The organism is Pseudomonas grandcourensis (assembly GCF_039909015.1).
Taxonomy (GTDB): domain Bacteria; phylum Pseudomonadota; class Gammaproteobacteria; order Pseudomonadales; family Pseudomonadaceae; genus Aquipseudomonas; species Aquipseudomonas grandcourensis.
Genome location: NZ_CP150919.1, coordinates 2,375,862 through 2,393,425 on the forward strand (window position 1 = coordinate 2,375,862; position 17,564 = coordinate 2,393,425).

Below are 17,564 nucleotides of genomic sequence, written 5' to 3' on the forward strand. Positions count from 1 at the left end.
GCCCCGAACCAGTCGGGGCGTCAGATGTGCAGCGCTGCGGTTAGCTTTCTATTCGGCCCGCAGCGGCTGATGTCTCAGGTGAAGCAGATCAGTGGAACTGTTCTTCTTCAGTCGAACCGGTCAGCGCGGTTACCGAGGACGAGCCACCCTGGATCACGGTGGTCATGTCGTCGAAGTAGCCGGTGCCCACTTCCTGCTGGTGAGCCACGAAGGTGTAACCCTTGGAGGCGTCAGCGAATTCCTGCTCTTGCAGCTTCACGTAGGCAGTCATGTCGTTGCGGGCGTAGTCGTGCGCCAGGTTGAACATGCTGTGCCACATGTTGTGAATGCCGGCCAGGGTGATGAACTGGTGCTTGTAACCCATGGCGGACAGTTCGCGCTGGAACTTGGCGATGGTCGCGTCGTCCAGGTTTTTCTTCCAGTTGAAGGAAGGCGAGCAGTTGTACGACAGCAGTTGGTCCGGGTATTCCTTCTTGATCGCTTCGGCGAAGCGACGAGCCTCGTCCAGGTCCGGCTTGGCGGTTTCGCACCAGATCAGGTCGGCGTACGGAGCGTAGGCCAGGCCGCGAGCGATGGCCTGGTCCAGACCGGCGCGCACTTTGTAGAAGCCTTCCTGGGTACGTTCGCCAGTCACGAATGGCTGGTCGTACGGGTCGCAGTCGGAGGTCAGCAGGTCAGCAGCGTTGGCGTCGGTACGGGCCAGGATGATGGTCGGAGTACCGGCAACGTCGGCAGCCAGACGGGCAGCGGTCAGCTTCTGTACGGCTTCCTGGGTAGGAACCAGTACCTTGCCGCCCATGTGGCCGCATTTTTTCACGGAAGCCAGTTGGTCTTCGAAGTGAACGCCGGCGGCGCCTGCTTCGATCATGCTCTTCATCAGCTCGTAGGCGTTCAGTACGCCGCCGAAACCGGCTTCGGCGTCAGCCACGATTGGTGCGAAGTAGTCGATGTAGCCAGCGTCGCCCGGGTTCTTGCCGGCCTTCCACTGGATCTGGTCAGCACGACGGAACGAGTTGTTGATGCGCTTGACCACGGTTGGCACCGAGTCCACCGGGTACAGCGATTGGTCCGGGTACATCGATTCGGCGGAGTTGTTGTCCGCAGCAACCTGCCAGCCCGACAGGTAGATTGCCTGGATGCCGGCTTTGACTTGTTGCACAGCCTGGCCACCGGTCAGGGCGCCCATGCAGTTGACGAAATCTTTCTCAGGACGGAAGGCTGGCTTGGCACCCTGGGTGACCAGGTTCCACAGCTTCTCGGCGCCCATTTTTGCAAAGGTGTGCTCAGGTTGAACCGAGCCACGCAGGCGGACGACGTCAGCAGCGGAGTAAGTGCGTGTCACGCCTTTCCAGCGCGGGTTTTCAGCCCAGTCTTTTTCGAGGGCTGCAATTTGCTGTTCGCGTGTCAGTGCCATGGGAGATAAACCTCGTCGCGTCTTTATGAAAAGTTGTTCTGCGGTGGAAAATTCCTGCGCTCGCTGACCAGAAGCTTTGATGGTCAAGTCGGATTCGGCGGGGAGGGCGACGGGATGAACGATCGGCTCGAGGGGAAGTGAGCAGGTAAAGGCGAACTGCGGGCGCATTCGGGCGTCGTGGGCCTTGGTGCGAACATCAGTGTGGTGCCGGGTTACCTATTACGCTTCCGTCCCTCGGGACAACTTCGTTCCAGTCGACAACCTCGTCAAACACACCTTGTGGGCGGTACAGACACGAAGCGGTTCGCGGGGTAGGTGCGAACATCGCCTCGAAGGCCCTTGCCAGGGCCTCTGATTAGCGGGAGCGAGGCCATCATGCCTTTGCTTTTTTGGCTCGTCAAACTTTTTGTAGTGCTTTTTTTCAGGCACTACATCTTTAGTCTAATGCGACTCATCAGTCAGGTTTTGGTGCTTTAGTCCAAAGTGTCGACTTTCACCCGCAATGTCATGTCGTTGCGGCTCTGGGTCGAGTAGCTGCGGGTCTGGCCCTGTTTGTCGGCCAGGGTCTGGCCGTTGACCCCGGCCAGCAGGATCCACTCACCGAGGTGGCCGGTGACGGTTGTGTCGGTGCTTTGCACGTTCACTACATCGGGACGTTCCTGGCTCATGCGGTCACGGTTGGTACTGATCGACAGGTGAACGATGTCACCGGTGACGTTTGCGGTGACGTAGAAGCCCTGGGTGACGTTGCGGTACTCGGTCTGGCTGCTGTAACCGCCATAGGAGTCGGTCTGGCTGCTGGTGATCGGCACGCTCTGGCCAACCTGGATCAGCGCCGGCGCGCCCTCGCTGGCCTGCACTTGCTGGATGCCGCCTTCGCGGCTGTCGGTGTTGTAGCTGATGATGCGGGTCTGGCTCGGCTTGGCACCGTTCACCGAATAACCCTGGTCGCCCTGGGTGTTGTTGTCGCTGGTATCGACGGTAATCAGCAGGCGCTTGGGTGCGGTGTCGAGTTGTGAAAGAAGGGCTTTAAGTTCGTCGATCTTGCGCTGATCGGCATTGACGATGAGTTGATTGCCATAGGCGCTGACCTGTCCTTCCTTGCCGATGAAATCCTGTGCCACCTGCAGCAGGTCGGCGCTGGTGCGGTAGTTCAGGGGCACGATTTCGGTGGCCGCCATGACCGAAAAACTGCAGGCCACCAGCAGGGTGCTGAGCAGGGTGCGTAGGGGCATATCCGTTATCTCCGCCAACTTGAATTGATGATAGTGCCAGTTTGTCGGCCTTGGGTGGGGCAAGTTGAATGGCGGACAGCAAAACGCCCCGGCATCCGGAGATAGCGGGGCGTTTTCGGGTGTTCTTCAGGGCCGCATCGCGAGCAGGCTCACTCCTACAAGGTCTAGCGCAATCCTTGTAGGAGCGAGCCTGCTCGCGATGGCCGCGACTAGGTATCAGGCCGAATGGCGGACCATGTCCACATGCGGAATCCCGGCTTCCAGGAACTCCTCACTGACCAAGTGAAAGCCCAGGCGCTCATAAAACGCCGTGGCTTGTACCTGGGCGCTGAGCATCTGTTGCTTCAACCCGCGCTCTTCGGCTTCGCCAATCACCGCTTGCATCAGCGCATCGCCGACCTTCAGGCCGCGCCAGTCCCTGAGTACCGAAACCCGGCCGACGTGCCCATCGGGCAGCAGGCGGGCGGTGCCAATCGGAAAGTCGCCTTCGTAAGCGAGGAAATGCACTGCATCAATGTCGTCGGCGTCCCATTCCAGTTCTGGCGGAACGGATTGCTCGGCGACGAACACCGTCTCACGAATGCGCCGGATCTCGGCGTTGTCCTTCTGCCAGTCTGCGACACGTACGTGAATCTTATTCATCGGCAAACCCCAGGCTTCCTTGCTTGACCAGTTCGCACAGCAGGCCGCGACCGTCTTCGTCGCTCAGCCAGTCGCCAAGGTTGTCGGCGTGCAGCGAGTCGGCGGCACAGATCATCTTCAGCAGTTCGCGCAGTTTGCCCGGCAGGTAACGGCTCTGGCCGCTGGCGAACAGCAGCAGGTCGTCATCGACTTCAGACCACGCCAGGCGTGCGCTCGGGTTGCGAATCAGGATCGCACCTTGCTCCAGGGCAGACATGAAGTCCTCTTCTTCGACGTCTTCCGGGCCTACTACCAGTTCCGGGTAGCGTGGCTCGGTCATGAACTGGCCGAACCAGGTCAGCAGCAGGCGCTCGTCGCTCATGTGCTCGGCCAGCAGGCCTTTCAGGCGGTCGAGTGCGTCGCGCTGGATCTGGTGAGGATCGGCAGTCGGCAAGGCGTCGGCGTCGGTGTAGCGTTCTTCGTCCGACAGGAACTGGCTGAGGAAATCAGTGAAGTGGGTCAGTACTTCAGCAGCGCTCGGTGCGCGGAAGCCGACCGAGTAGGTCATGCATTCATCAACGGCAACGCCGCAATGGGCCAGGCGCGGTGGCAGGTAGAGCATGTCGCCCGGTTCCAGCACCCATTCATCGGTGGCTTCGAATTCGGAGAGGATGCGCAGGTCGGCGTGGGCCAGCATCGGGCTCTCGGTGTTGCACATCTGGCCGATCTTCCAGTTGCGCTTGCCGTGGCCTTGCAGCAGGAACACGTCATAGTTGTCGAAGTGCGGACCAACGCTGCCACCCGGCGCGGCGTAGCTGATCATCACGTCGTCGATGCGCCAGCTTGGCAGAAAACGGAAATTTTCCAGCAGTTCGCTGACTTCCGGAACGAACTGATCCACGGCTTGAACCAGCAGGGTCCAGTCAGTTTCAGGCAGCTTGCTGAATTCATCTTCGGCGAACGGGCCGCGACGCAGTTCCCACGGACGCTCGCCATTCTCGATGATCAGTCGTGATTCGACTTCTTCTTCCAGCGCCAGGCCGGCCAGTTCGTCGGCGTCGATAGGGCTTTCGAAATCAGGAATTGCCTGACGGATCAGCAGCGGCTTTTTCTGCCAGTAGTCGCGCAGGAATTCCCGTGCCGTGATGCCGCCCAGAAGTTGAAGAGGAATATCAGGATTCATGTGTAACCTATTGAAAAAATGCACTTTTCAGACGGGAATAAAAACGCCCGGCGCGGCCGGGCGTCTTAAAAGGGTCTAGCGGTCGATCAGATGCGCTTGGCTTGTTCTACAGCGTTGCCGATGTAGTTCGCCGGGGTGAGCAATTTCAGCTCGGCCTTGGCGGCGGCTGGCATGTCCAGGCCGTCGATGAAAGTCTGCAGCGCTTGCGGGCTGATGCCCTTGCCGCGGGTCAGTTCTTTCAGCTTTTCGTACGGGTTTTCGATGTTGTAGCGACGCATCACGGTTTGGATCGGCTCGGCCAATACTTCCCAGCAGGCGTCCAGGTCAGCGGCAATCTTCTGCTCGTTGAGCTCAAGCTTGCTGATGCCCTTGAGACTGGCTTCGTACGCGATCACGCTGTGGGCGAAGCCGACACCGAGGTTGCGCAGTACGGTGGAGTCGGTCAGGTCGCGCTGCCAGCGGGAGATTGGCAGCTTGCTCGCCAGGTGCTGGAACAGTGCGTTGGCGATACCCAGGTTGCCTTCGGAGTTTTCGAAGTCGATTGGGTTGACCTTGTGCGGCATGGTCGACGAACCGATTTCACCAGCGATGGTGCGCTGCTTGAAATAACCCAGGGAGATATAGCCCCAGATATCGCGATCGAAGTCGATCAGGATGGTGTTGAAGCGGGCAATCGCGTCGAACAGCTCGGCAATGTAGTCGTGCGGTTCGATCTGCGTGGTGTACGGGTTGAAGCCCAGGCCCAGCTCGTCTTCGATGAAGGCGCGGGCGTTGGCTTCCCAGTCGATCTCAGGGTAGGCCGACAGGTGGGCGTTGTAGTTGCCGACAGCGCCGTTGATCTTGCCCAGCAGCGGAACGGCAGCGACTTGAGCGATCTGGCGCTCAAGACGGTAAACCACGTTCGCCAGTTCTTTGCCCAAGGTGGTCGGCGAGGCCGGTTGACCGTGGGTGCGCGACAGCATCGGCACGTCGGCGAAACGGATGGCCAGTTCGCGGATGGCGTTGGCGGTCTGGCGCATCAGCGGCAGCATCACGTCATCACGGCCTTCGCGCAGCATCAGGGCGTGGGACAGGTTGTTGATGTCCTCGCTGGTGCAGGCAAAGTGGATGAACTCGCTGACCTTGGCCAGTTCCGGCAGCTTGGCCGCTTGCTCTTTGAGCAGGTACTCGATGGCTTTGACGTCGTGGTTGGTGGTGCGCTCGATCTCTTTGACGCGCTCGGCGTGCTCCAGAGAGAAGTTTTCCGCCAGGGTGTTGAGCACAGCGTTGGCTTCGGCGGAGAACGCCGGCACTTCACTGATGGCAGGGTGAGCGGCCAGGCGCTGGAGCCAGCGCACTTCAACCAGAACGCGGGCACGGATCAGGCCGTACTCGCTGAAAATTGGGCGCAGGGCCTGGGTTTTGCCGGCGTAGCGGCCGTCAACAGGGGAAACCGCAGTGAGCGAAGAAAGCTGCATGGGGTGTTCTCGGACAGTCGGGCAACGAAATGGGGCGCGTATCATACATGAAAAAATCCGCCGGTCCGTCGCCAACTGACCGGCGTATTACGCGTATTGCTGAGTTCGGTGCTGTCGATGCGGGTTATTCGTTACGCATCAAGGGGTAAAGCTCTTTGAGTAATTTGCGGCGGCTGATCACCAGCTGCCAGCGATGACCGCCCAATTGCCGCCACAGGCGCGCCGAACGAATGCCGGCCAGCAGCAGGGCACGAATTTTCGAGGCGTTGCTCGGTTGTTGCAGGTTGCGCATGTCGCCGTGCACCTGGATGCGTTGGCGCAGGGTGCTCAGGGTGTCCTGATACAGCGCGCCGCAGGCGGCGATCACGTTTTCGTGGGCCGGGCCAAAGTGTTCGACCTGGGACTGAATCTGCGGCAGGCGCTTGCCGATCACGTCGAGCATGTCGTTGCGCTTGGCCAACTGACGCTCAAGGCCGAGCATGGCCAGGGCATAGCGCAGCGGCTCGCGCTGCAGGGCGCTTGGGTCGCGTTCGAGGGCGCCGATCAGTGCGCGATAGCCTTCACGCAGGTTGATGTCGTCGCCGCCGTAGACTTCCAGGGTGTCCTTGGGGTCGCGAATCAGCAGGCTGCCGAGCATGCAGGTCAGCCCGGCTTCGCTGGTCTGGCCGGTTTTGGCGATCCTGTCCACCAGCACCGCGGCGAGAAAGACGCCGCCCAGTGCTGTCAGTTGCTCCTGAATCGGGTTCATAGGGCCTGGCCCTTGCTCGTCCACGGCTCGGCGACTTCAATTACGCCGCCGCCGAGGCAGATTTCACCGTCGTAGAACACCACGGACTGGCCTGGAGTGACCGCACGCTGCGGATCATCGAAGGTCGCGCGATAACCGGTGGCGGTTTTTTCCAGGGTGCACGGCTGGTCGCTCTGGCGATAACGAACCTTGGCGGTCAGCTTGCGTGGCTGGCTCAGGTCGACCGGGTTGACCCAGTAGATATCGGAAGCGAGCAGGGCGCGGGAGAACAGCCACGGGTGATCATTGCCCTGGCCAACGATCAGCTCGTTGTTTTCCAGGTCCTTGATCAGCACATACCACGGCTCATCGCTGGCATCTTTCAGGCCGCCAATGCCCAGGCCCTGGCGCTGGCCGATGGTGTGGTACATCAGACCGTGGTGGCGGCCGATGATTTCGCCTTCGGTGGTCTTGATCTCGCCCGGTTGCGCCGGCAGGTACTGCTTGAGGAAGTCGCTGAAGCGGCGTTCGCCGATAAAGCAGATCCCGGTGGAATCCTTTTTCTTCGCGGTCGCCAGCTCGTATTTCTCGGCAATGGCGCGCACTTGCGGTTTTTCCAGTTCGCCGACCGGGAACAGGGTCTTGGCGATCTGCTCGCCGCCGACGGCGTGCAGGAAGTAGCTTTGGTCCTTGTTTGGGTCCAGACCCTTGAGCAGTTCGGTGCGGCCATCGATGTCGCGGCGACGCACGTAGTGACCGGTGGCGATCAGGTCGGCGCCAAGCATCATGGCGTAGTCGAGGAACGCCTTGAACTTGATTTCGCGGTTGCACAGGATGTCCGGGTTCGGCGTGCGTCCGGCCTTGTATTCGGCCAGGAAATGCTCGAACACGTTGTCCCAGTACTCTGCGGCGAAGTTGGCGGTGTGCAGCTTGATGCCAATCTTGTCGCACACAGCTTGGGCGTCCGCCAGGTCATCCATGGCGGTGCAGTATTCCGTTCCATCGTCTTCTTCCCAGTTCTTCATGAACAGGCCTTCCACCTCATAGCCCTGCTCGATCAGCAGGAGAGCGGAAACGGAAGAGTCCACGCCGCCGGACATGCCGACAATGACGCGCTTCTTTTGTGTGTCAGAAGGGGCTGGATCACGCATAGGGATTCAATGAGTGTCTTGAAAAAGGACGCGATTCTAGCAGGCTCAGGCCCGCAAGGCTAAAGAGAAGGACGGATCAATTCGAGGCCGAAGTGTTGGCCTGCCAGATAGTCGTCGATGCAGCGGATGATCAGCTCGCTGCGCCAGTTGTCGCTCTGCTCGATTAATTCCTCGCGGGTCAACCACTTGGCGCCGACGATGCCGTCATCCAGTTGATAGTCCGGGTGGTGTTTCAGTGGTTTGGCGATGAAGCAGACCCGCTGGTAGGTCACGCCGTTGCTCGGGGCGGTGTAGAGGTAAATGCCCAGTACGCCGGTCGGTTCGACGTCCCAGCCGGTTTCCTCGAGGGTTTCGCGCACGGCGGCTTCGGTCAGGGTTTCGTTCGGGTCCAGATGGCCGGCGGGTTGATTGAGCACCACGCGTCCGTGCTTGAGTTCTTCGACCATCAGGAAGCGGCCGTTGGCTTCGACGATGGTGGCGACGGTGATGTGGGGTTTCCAGTCCATGAGATGTCCTCAAATTCCAAAGTTGAAACACAGTCCTACAATGGATTTGTGTGAATTCTGAAAACACAAACCCCGGCACGGGGCCGGGGTTTGTGATGTTCCCTTGCAACCTTAAACCAGCGCAGCAACTGCCGCGTTGAAGGTTGCGCTTGGGCGCATGGCCTTGCTGATCAGCTCGGCGTCGGCGTGGTAGTAACCGCCGATGTCCACTGGCTTGCCCTGAACGGCGTTGAGCTCGGCAACGATGGTCGCCTCGTTCTCGGTCAGGGTCTTGGCCAGGGTCGCGAACTGCGCTTGCAGTGCGGCGTCTTCGGTCTGGGCAGCCAGGGCCTGGGCCCAGTACAGCGCCAGGTAGAAGTGGCTGCCGCGGTTGTCGATGTTGCCGACTTTGCGCGATGGCGACTTGTTGTTGTCCAGGAACTGGCCAGTGGCCTGGTCCAGGGTCTTGGCCAGAACCAGCGCCTTCGGATTGTTGTAGGTCACGCCCAGGTGTTCCAGGGACGCGGCCAGGGCCAGGAATTCACCCAGCGAATCCCAGCGCAGGAAGTTTTCTTCCAGCAGTTGCTGAACGTGCTTCGGAGCCGAACCGCCAGCGCCGGTTTCGAACAGGCCGCCACCGTTCATCAGCGGCACGATCGACAGCATCTTGGCGCTGGTGCCCAGTTCCATGATCGGGAACAGGTCGGTCAGGTAGTCGCGCAGTACGTTGCCGGTCACCGAAATGGTGTCCTTGCCATCGCGGGTGCGCTGCAGGGTGTACTTCATCGCGTCGACCGGTGCCATGATCTGGATGTCCAGGTCGGCAGTGTCGTGATCCTTCAGGTAAGCCTGAACTTTCTCGATCACTACGCCGTCGTGGGCGCGCATCGGGTCCAGCCAGAAGATCGCCGGGGTCGCGCTTGCGCGAGCACGGTTGACGGCCAGTTTGACCCAGTCCTGGATCGGCGCGTCTTTGGTCTGGCACATGCGGAAGATGTCACCGGCCTCGACAGCCTGTTCCATCAGCAGGTTGCCCTTGCTGTCGGTGACGCGAACAACGCCGTCAGCCTTGATCTGGAAGGTCTTGTCGTGGGAGCCGTACTCTTCGGCTTTCTTCGCCATCAGGCCAACGTTCGGCACGCTGCCCATGGTGGTCGGATCGAACGCACCGTTGGCTTTGCAATCTTCGATCACAGCCTGGTAGATGGTGGCGTAGCAGCGATCCGGGATCACGGCCTTGGTGTCGTGCAACTGGCCGTCGGTGCCCCACATCTTGCCGGAGTCACGGATCATTGCCGGCATCGAGGCGTCGACGATCACGTCGCTCGGCACGTGCAGGTTGGTGATGCCTTTGTCGGAGTTGACCATCGCCAGGGAAGGGCGAACGGCGTAGACCGCCTGGATGTCAGCTTCGATCTGCGCTTGCTGCTCAGCAGGCAAAGCCTTGATGCGAGCGTACAGGTCGCCGATGCCGTTGTTCAGGTTGAAACCGATCTGTGCCAGCACGTCAGCGTGCTTGGCCAGTGCGTCTTTATAGAACTCGGCAACGATCTGGCCGAACATGATCGGGTCGGAGACCTTCATCATGGTGGCTTTCAAGTGAACCGACAGCAGCACGCCTTGTGCCTTGGCGTCTTCGATTTCGGCCGCGATGAAGCTGCGCAGGGCGTTTTTGCTCAGTACCGCGCAATCGAGGATCTCACCGGCTTGTACGCTGGTCTTTTCTTTCAGGACGGTGGCGGTGCCGTCTTGAGCGATCAGTTCGATTTTCACGGCGTCAGCGGCGTCGATCAGGGCGGCTTTTTCGCTGCCGTAGAAATCGCCGGTGCTCATGTGCGCGATGTGGGACTTGGAGTCCTTGGCCCAGGCGCCCATTTTGTGCGGGTGCTTGCGTGCGTAGTTCTTGACCGACAGCGGCGCGCGGCGGTCGGAGTTGCCTTCGCGCAGAACCGGGTTCACGGCACTGCCCTTGATCTTGTCGTAACGCGCCTTGGCTACTTTGTCGGCGTCGCTGGTAACGGTCTCAGGGTAGTCCGGCAGTGCGTAGCCTTGAGCTTGCAGCTCTTTGATCGCGGCTTGCAGTTGCGGAACCGAGGCGCTGATGTTCGGCAATTTGATGATATTGGCTTCAGGCGTAACGGCCAGGGCGCCCAGTTCGGCGAGGTGGTCGGCTACGGCTTTGTCACCCAGTTGCTCGGGGAAGCTGGCCAGGATGCGCCCTGCAAGAGAGATATCGCGGGTTTCAACGGCGATATCAGCCGAGGCGGTGAACGCCTCTACGATAGGCAACAGTGAATAGGTGGCGAGGGCAGGAGCTTCGTCGGTGAAGGTATAGATGATCTTCGAGCGGGTGGGCATATTCGGATTAACTCTCTCTTCTTTGCTAAAGCGTGCGCAGAAACTCGAGGGCGCCGGGTAAGCGCGTTCGTTCAAAGTCATCCATGAGCCGAATATCGAGGTTTCGTTGCTGTGATGTTGGGTGCATCAGTAGGGTGTCAAGTAGCCGGGCTGCGGTAATAGACCGGCTTAACTGGCGGAAATGCTCGTCGTAGAGCTGTTCAACCTGACGTGACCCTTTAGTCAGCGGCGGCATTATACATAGGTAGCTGGCAATCTGCCGATGGTTCATATGCAACGAATGTCGTCCATTGGTCTAAAGGTCGCAGGGGCGAGCAGGGCGTAAGGTCATTCGTCGTGCTTGGTTTTGGCGCTTTTCCCTTTGCTTTCAGGCTTGTAGCGCGCCAGTTGTATGGCTTTGCGGCATATGGATAGAACATAGGGTTTGCGCGCCGATTCAACTGGGTTACGCTCGAACCAAGCCAGATGTTCAATCCAATCAATGGAGTTCAGCATGGGTTACAAGAAGATTCAGGTTCCAGCCGTCGGCGACAAAATCACCGTCAATGCAGACCATTCTCTCAATGTTCCTAATAACCCGATCATCCCCTTCATCGAAGGCGACGGCATTGGCGTCGACATCAGCCCGGTCATGATCAAGGTTGTCGATGCTGCTGTTAAGAAGGCTTACGGTGGCGAGCGCAAGATTTCCTGGATGGAAGTGTACGCCGGGGAGAAAGCGACTCAGGTTTACGATCAGGACACCTGGCTGCCTCAGGAAACCCTGGACGCGGTCAAGGATTACGTGGTTTCCATCAAGGGCCCGCTGACCACCCCGGTCGGTGGCGGCATCCGTTCCCTGAACGTGGCCCTGCGTCAGCAACTCGACCTGTACGTCTGCCTGCGCCCGGTGCGCTGGTTCGAAGGCGTGCCCAGCCCGGTCAAGAAGCCAGGCGATGTTGACATGACCATCTTCCGCGAGAACTCCGAAGACATCTACGCGGGCATCGAGTGGAAGGCCGGTACGCCGGAAGCCACCAAGGTCATCAAGTTCCTGAAAGAAGAAATGGGCGTCACCAAGATCCGTTTCGACGAGAACTGCGGTATCGGCGTCAAGCCGGTGTCCCTGCAGGGCACCAAGCGTCTGGCACGCAAGGCCCTGCAATATGTGGTCGACAACGATCGCGATTCGCTGACCATCGTGCACAAAGGCAACATCATGAAGTTCACCGAAGGTGCCTTCAAGGAATGGGCCTACGAAGTGGCGGCTGAAGAGTTCGGCGCGACCCTGCTCGACGGCGGTCCGTGGATGCAGTTCAAAAACCCGAAAACCGGCAAGAACGTCATCGTCAAGGATGCCATCGCCGACGCCATGCTCCAGCAGATCCTGCTGCGCCCGGCCGAGTACGATGTGATCGCGACCCTGAACCTGAACGGCGACTACCTCTCCGACGCCCTGGCGGCGGAAGTGGGCGGTATCGGTATCGCACCGGGAGCCAACCTGTCCGACACCGTGGCCATGTTCGAAGCCACCCACGGTACTGCGCCGAAGTACGCCGGCAAGGACCAGGTCAACCCGGGTTCGCTGATCCTCTCCGCTGAAATGATGCTGCGCCACATGGGCTGGACCGAAGCGGCCGACCTGATCATCAAGGGCACCAACGGCGCAATTTCCGCCAAGACCGTGACCTATGACTTCGAACGCCTGATGGAGGGCGCCAAACTGGTGTCGTCTTCCGGCTTCGGCGATGCGCTGATCTCGCACATGTAAGAAAACGCAGGCAAACAAAAAACCGCCTGATTCAAGAAGTTGAGTCAGGCGGTTTTTTTATGGCGGGATGACGGTGTGGACTTATACCGTAACGGTCTGTTGCGGGGCGGATGCCGTCGTTTTCGAAGCGTCCACCGGGTTGTCGATGTTGACCGCGTGCAGGCCTTTGGGGCCCTGGATGATGTCGAATGCGACAGCCTGTCCGGCCTTCAGGGTTTTATAACCTTCCATCTGGATGGCGGAGTAGTGGGCAAACAGATCTTCTGTCTTGCCGTCCTCAATGATGAAACCGTAACCCTTGGCATTGTTGAACCATTTGACCTTGCCGCTGACCTTGCCGCCTGACATACCCAACTCCCTCTGCAACAGACTCCATCACTGGAGTATCATCCAGTACATCCGCAGTCGAATCTGTAAATAAGATTGACTCCGCGGACCTTTTTTACCCACTGTGGGCTCTATTGGTTGTAACACCGTTTTGCCGATAGTCAAGCTGACCAGGCAGTCGGAGTTGAAATCGCTGATAGCCGCCCCCACCACTGTATTTGAACAACTGACGAACCTTTCTTTCCATGCATGCAATCAGCCAGATTCGACTAACATTCAATCAGGATCGCCCGGCTCTCCAAAAAGATCACCCGGGGGCACACGAGGACGATTCCGCAGGCATTGCTGTTCAGGAGGCAAAGCCGGCACTACAGGCGCCGCCGATGTACAAGGTGGTTTTGTTCAATGATGACTACACACCGATGGATTTCGTCGTCGAAGTGCTCGAGGTGTTTTTTAACCTGAATCGCGAGCTGGCGACCAAGGTCATGCTGGCCGTCCATACAGAAGGACGGGCAGTATGTGGAGTGTTTACCCGCGACATCGCTGAGACCAAGGCCATGCAGGTCAACCAGTACGCCAGGGAAAGCCAGCATCCGCTACTCTGTGAAATCGAGAAGGACGGTTAATCGCCGACCACTTGGGTATGAGGTGAAGCTATGTTAAACCGCGAGCTCGAAGTCACCCTCAATCTTGCCTTCAAGGAAGCTCGTTCGAAGCGTCATGAGTTCATGACCGTCGAACACCTCCTGCTGGCCCTATTGGACAATGAGGCTGCCGCCACCGTTCTGCGTGCGTGCGGCGCAAACCTCGACAAACTCAAGCATGACCTGCAGGAGTTCATCGACTCCACCACGCCATTGATCCCCGTGCATGACGAGGATCGCGAAACCCAGCCAACCCTGGGCTTCCAGCGTGTACTGCAACGTGCTGTGTTTCACGTACAGAGCTCGGGCAAACGCGAAGTGACTGGCGCCAACGTGCTGGTCGCGATCTTCAGTGAGCAAGAGAGTCAGGCGGTGTTCCTGCTGAAACAGCAGAGCGTTGCCCGTATAGATGTCGTCAACTACATCGCCCATGGCATTTCCAAGGTGCCGGGGCATGGCGATCACTCTGAAGGTGAACAAGATATGCAGGACGACGAGGGCGGTGAGTCTTCTTCCTCAGGCAATCCCCTGGATGCTTATGCCAGCAACCTCAACGAACTCGCGCGCCAGGGTCGGATCGATCCGCTGGTGGGGCGTGAGCTGGAAGTCGAGCGCGTTGCGCAGATCCTGGCGCGTCGCCGCAAAAACAATCCGCTGCTGGTGGGCGAGGCGGGCGTGGGTAAAACCGCGATTGCCGAAGGCCTGGCCAAGCGCATTGTCGACAACCAGGTGCCGGACCTGTTGGCCAACAGCGTGGTTTACTCCCTCGACCTGGGTGCCTTGCTGGCCGGTACCAAATACCGTGGCGATTTCGAGAAGCGCTTCAAGGCGTTGCTCAATGAACTGAAAAAGCGTCCGCAGGCGATCCTGTTCATCGACGAGATCCACACCATCATTGGTGCGGGTGCCGCGTCCGGTGGCGTCATGGATGCCTCGAACCTGCTCAAGCCGTTGCTGTCGTCCGGTGATATCCGTTGCATCGGTTCGACCACCTTCCAGGAATTCCGCGGCATCTTCGAGAAGGACCGAGCCTTGGCTCGGCGCTTCCAGAAGGTCGATGTGTCGGAGCCTTCGGTGGAAGACACCATCGGCATTCTGCGCGGCCTGAAGGGGCGTTTCGAAAGCCATCACAATATCGAATACAGTGATGAAGCCCTGCGTGCGGCCGCCGAACTGGCTTCGCGTTACATCAATGACCGTCACATGCCGGACAAGGCCATCGACGTTATCGACGAGGCGGGTGCCTACCAGCGCCTGCAACCGATCGAGAAGCGTGTGAAGCGCATCGAAGTGCCTCAGGTCGAGGACATCGTCGCGAAAATCGCGCGGATTCCGCCAAAACACGTCACCAGCTCCGACAAGGAATTGCTGCGTAACCTCGAGCGTGACCTGAAGTTGACCGTGTTTGGTCAGGATGCCGCGATCGACTCGCTGGCAACGGCGATCAAGCTGTCCCGTGCCGGCCTCAAGTCCCCTGACAAGCCTGTCGGTTCGTTCCTGTTTGCGGGGCCTACCGGTGTCGGTAAAACCGAAGCGGCGCGTCAGTTGGCCAAGGCCTTGGGTGTCGAGCTGCTTCGTTTCGACATGTCCGAGTACATGGAGCGCCACACCGTATCGCGTCTGATCGGTGCGCCTCCAGGCTATGTCGGGTTCGATCAGGGTGGTCTGCTGACCGAAGCCATCACCAAGCAGCCACACTGCGTGCTGTTGCTCGATGAGATCGAGAAGGCGCATCCGGAAGTCTTCAACCTGCTGCTGCAGGTCATGGACCACGGTACGCTGACCGATAACAACGGGCGCAAGGCGGATTTCCGTAACGTGATCGTCATCATGACGACCAACGCCGGTGCCGAGACCGCAGCCCGCGCTTCGATCGGTTTCACCTATCAGGATCACTCGTCCGATGCGATGGAAGTGATCAAGAAGAGCTTCACGCCGGAATTCCGCAACCGTCTGGACACCATCATCCAGTTTGGTCGCCTCAGCCATGAGGTCATCAAGAGCGTGGTGGACAAGTTCCTTACCGAGCTTCAGGCGCAGCTGGAAGACAAGCGTGTGTTGCTGGAAGTCACCGATGCAGCCCGCAACTGGCTGGCCGAAGGTGGCTACGACGCGGCGATGGGTGCTCGCCCGATGGCTCGCCTGATCCAGGACAAGATCAAGCGTCCGCTGGCGGAGGAGATACTCTTTGGCGAACTGGCCGAGCATGGCGGTGTGGTACACATCGACATCAAGGACGGCGAGCTGACCTTCGAGTTCGAGACCACGGCCGAGATGGCCTGACGTTCAGAAGCAAAACAAAAAGGCGTCGAGAGGCGCCTTTTTGTTGTCTATCAAATCACCGCGATCCCCTGTAGGAGGGGATCCATCAAATCGCAGGCAAACAAAAACGCCCGGCATAAGCCGGGCGTCTTGTATTGACTTGATTAACGGGCGCGGTAAGTGATGCGCCCTTTGCTCAAGTCATAGGGAGTCAGCTCTACGCGCACTTTGTCGCCGGTAAGAATACGGATGTAGTTCTTGCGCATCTTGCCGGAGATGTGCGCGGTTACGACGTGCCCATTTTCCAACTCCACACGAAACATGGTGTTGGGCAGGGTGTCGACGACAGTGCCTTCCATTTCGAAGCTGTCTTCTTTCGACATGCAGTAAAGCCCTCGGTGTCCAATGAATGGCCCGGTGCAACTGCGCCAGGCAAAAGCGGCGTGCATTGTGCCCGAAAAGTGGGGTTTAAGCCAAGGGGTTTAGGGCCGGCTCTAGTTTAGAACCACCCAGCGCTGATTAATCAGCAACTCAATAGGGCGATATTGAGTCTTGTAGTTCATTTTTTTGCAGTTTTTGATCCAGTAGCCGAGGTAGACCGCATCCAGCTCCAGCCGCCTGGCCTCGGCGATTTGCCAGAGGATTGCGTAGCGCCCAAGGCTGCGGCGCTCTTCGGCCGGTTCGTAGAAGGTGTAGACCGCCGAAAGACCGTTCGGCAGTAAATCGGTGACGGCGACGGCCAGCAGCCGGCCGTTCAGGCGAAATTCATAAAACCTTGAAAACGGCAGGTCCCGCACCAGGAATGTCGAGAACTGATCGCGACTCGGCGGGTACATGTCGCCATCGGCGTGACGCTGTTCGATATAGCGCTGGTAAAGGTCGAAGTACTCTTCGTTGAAGCCGGGCCTGGCCGGACGCACCTGCAAATCCACGTTGCGCTTGAAGATGCGTTTCTGTTGCCGGTTGGGGGTGAACTGTCCCACGGGAATGCGCGCTGGAACGCACGCATTGCAATTCTGGCAATGCGGCCGATAGAGATGATCGCCACTGCGACGAAACCCCATCTCCGACAGGTCTGCATAGACATGCACATCCATGGGCTGACTAGGGTCGAGGAACAGGGTTGTGGCCTGCTCCTCGGGCAGATAACTGCAAGAGTGCGGCTGAGTGGCATAGAACTTCAAACGCGCCAACTCGGTCATGATCAACCCTCGGGATAATGCTTTTGAATAAGTGTAAGCCAAGCGCGCAAATGTCGCTCAGCAAACCCAGGAGGCGGTGTTGGGTTGGTCCAGATGCCTGGCCAGATAGCTCGCAAATTCGCGGCGAGGAATCGCCCGGGCACCCAGGCTATGCAGGTGATCGGTGGGCATCTGGCAATCGATCAGCACGAAGCCTGAGTCTTTCAGATGGCGCACCAGTGTGGCAAAGCCGAATTTCGAGGCGTTGTCAGCGAGGCTGAACATGGACTCGCCGAAAAACAGCTGGCCCATTGCCAGGCCATACAATCCACCGACGAGTTCGTCCCCGTCCCAGACTTCCACCGAGTGCGCGTGTCCACGCCTGTGCAATTCGATGTAGGCGTCCTGCATGGCCTCGGTAATCCACGTGCCGTCAGCGTATTCCCGAGGGGCCGCACAGGCGCGGATGACGGCGGCGAAGTCCTGGTCAAAGGTCACTTGGTAGCGTTGCTGGCGCAGCAGTTTGTTCAGGCTGCGTGAGACGTGCAATTCGTCGGGAAACAGCACGGTACGCGGGTCTGGCGACCACCAGAGGATCGGCTGGCCTTCGGAAAACCATGGGAAGCAGCCGTGGCGATAAGCGGAGATCAGCCGATCAGCGGACAGGTCACCACCGGCAGCCAGAAGCCCGTTGGGGTCGCGCATGGCTTTTTCCAGCGGTGGGAAATGCAAGGTGTTGCGTTGTAACCAAGTCAGCATGGCATCC

General features: G+C 59.1%; 17 protein-coding genes. 3 read left to right on the plus strand and 14 right to left on the minus strand.

Annotated features, from left to right (window positions below; all coding sequences use genetic code 11):
- Positions 1-88: 88 nt before the first annotated feature.
- The 10 genes from aceA to AABM52_RS10655 all read right to left on the minus strand — a co-directional run bounded on the left by aceA (position 89) and on the right by AABM52_RS10655 (position 11,126).
- On the minus strand, positions 89-1,414 hold the full coding sequence (gene aceA / locus AABM52_RS10610; RefSeq protein ID WP_110662143.1) for an isocitrate lyase: 1,326 nt from the start codon (positions 1,412-1,414) through the stop codon (positions 89-91).
- A 473-nt stretch (positions 1,415-1,887) separates the two neighbouring features.
- A complete protein-coding gene (locus AABM52_RS10615; RefSeq protein WP_347911697.1) occupies positions 1,888-2,649 on the minus strand; it encodes a secretin N-terminal domain-containing protein in 762 nt (253 codons plus the stop codon).
- Between the two features lie 216 nt (positions 2,650-2,865).
- Positions 2,866-3,291 carry a GNAT family N-acetyltransferase gene (locus tag AABM52_RS10620; RefSeq protein WP_347911698.1) on the minus strand — a complete coding sequence of 142 codons (426 nt, stop codon included), beginning with the start codon at positions 3,289-3,291 and terminating at the stop codon, positions 2,866-2,868.
- On the minus strand, positions 3,284-4,453 hold the full coding sequence (locus AABM52_RS10625; protein ID WP_223444756.1) for a cupin domain-containing protein: 1,170 nt from the start codon (positions 4,451-4,453) through the stop codon (positions 3,284-3,286). Before AABM52_RS10625 ends, AABM52_RS10620 begins: the two co-directional genes overlap by 8 nt.
- A gap of 86 nt (positions 4,454-4,539) precedes the next feature.
- Positions 4,540-5,910, minus strand: a complete 1,371-nt coding sequence (gene purB / locus AABM52_RS10630) for an adenylosuccinate lyase (protein WP_008053453.1) — start codon at positions 5,908-5,910, stop codon at positions 4,540-4,542.
- A gap of 124 nt (positions 5,911-6,034) precedes the next feature.
- Positions 6,035-6,658, minus strand: coding sequence for a high frequency lysogenization protein HflD (hflD, locus tag AABM52_RS10635; RefSeq protein WP_347911699.1), 624 nt, complete (start codon positions 6,656-6,658; stop codon positions 6,035-6,037).
- Positions 6,655-7,788: a tRNA 2-thiouridine(34) synthase MnmA gene (mnmA, locus tag AABM52_RS10640; RefSeq protein WP_347911700.1), complete on the minus strand. Its 1,134-nt coding sequence runs from the start codon at positions 7,786-7,788 to the stop codon at positions 6,655-6,657. Before mnmA ends, hflD begins: the two co-directional genes overlap by 4 nt.
- Positions 7,789-7,847: 59 nt before the next feature.
- The gene (locus tag AABM52_RS10645) at positions 7,848-8,294 is read right to left on the minus strand and encodes an NUDIX hydrolase (protein WP_347911701.1); all 447 of its coding nucleotides are present in this window, start codon (positions 8,292-8,294) and stop codon (positions 7,848-7,850) included.
- Positions 8,295-8,405: 111 nt separating this feature from the next.
- A complete protein-coding gene (locus AABM52_RS10650) occupies positions 8,406-10,631 on the minus strand; it encodes an NADP-dependent isocitrate dehydrogenase (RefSeq protein WP_347911702.1) in 2,226 nt (741 codons plus the stop codon).
- A gap of 327 nt (positions 10,632-10,958) precedes the next feature.
- Positions 10,959-11,126: a hypothetical protein gene (locus tag AABM52_RS10655; RefSeq protein ID WP_347911703.1), complete on the minus strand. Its 168-nt coding sequence runs from the start codon at positions 11,124-11,126 to the stop codon at positions 10,959-10,961.
- Between AABM52_RS10655 and icd the strand changes: the two genes are divergently transcribed.
- A complete protein-coding gene (gene icd, locus AABM52_RS10660) occupies positions 11,125-12,381 on the plus strand; it encodes an NADP-dependent isocitrate dehydrogenase (RefSeq protein ID WP_007972065.1) in 1,257 nt (418 codons plus the stop codon). The genes AABM52_RS10655 and icd overlap by 2 nt on opposite strands.
- 81 nt (positions 12,382-12,462) lie before the next feature.
- On the opposite strand, the gene cspD is transcribed toward icd, so the two are convergent.
- Complete coding sequence (cspD, locus tag AABM52_RS10665) at positions 12,463-12,729, minus strand: cold shock domain-containing protein CspD (RefSeq protein WP_347911705.1); 267 nt, start codon at positions 12,727-12,729, stop codon at positions 12,463-12,465.
- Between the two features lie 224 nt (positions 12,730-12,953).
- On the opposite strand from cspD, the gene clpS reads away from it, so the two are divergent.
- A complete protein-coding gene (gene clpS, locus AABM52_RS10670; RefSeq protein ID WP_140680026.1) occupies positions 12,954-13,337 on the plus strand; it encodes an ATP-dependent Clp protease adapter ClpS in 384 nt (127 codons plus the stop codon).
- Between the two features lie 30 nt (positions 13,338-13,367).
- Positions 13,368-15,638, plus strand: coding sequence for an ATP-dependent Clp protease ATP-binding subunit ClpA (gene clpA / locus AABM52_RS10675; protein ID WP_347911706.1), 2,271 nt, complete (start codon positions 13,368-13,370; stop codon positions 15,636-15,638).
- A 143-nt stretch (positions 15,639-15,781) separates the two neighbouring features.
- Here the strand turns inward: clpA and infA are convergent, their stop codons facing one another.
- From infA to aat, 3 genes are all read right to left on the minus strand, one after another.
- Positions 15,782-16,000, minus strand: coding sequence for a translation initiation factor IF-1 (gene infA / locus AABM52_RS10680; protein WP_002553999.1), 219 nt, complete (start codon positions 15,998-16,000; stop codon positions 15,782-15,784).
- A gap of 111 nt (positions 16,001-16,111) precedes the next feature.
- Positions 16,112-16,819, minus strand: coding sequence for an arginyltransferase (locus AABM52_RS10685; protein ID WP_347911707.1), 708 nt, complete (start codon positions 16,817-16,819; stop codon positions 16,112-16,114).
- 57 nt (positions 16,820-16,876) lie between these two features.
- Positions 16,877-17,557, minus strand: a complete 681-nt coding sequence (gene aat / locus AABM52_RS10690) for a leucyl/phenylalanyl-tRNA--protein transferase (protein WP_347911708.1) — start codon at positions 17,555-17,557, stop codon at positions 16,877-16,879.
- Between the last annotated feature and the right edge of the window lie 7 nt (positions 17,558-17,564).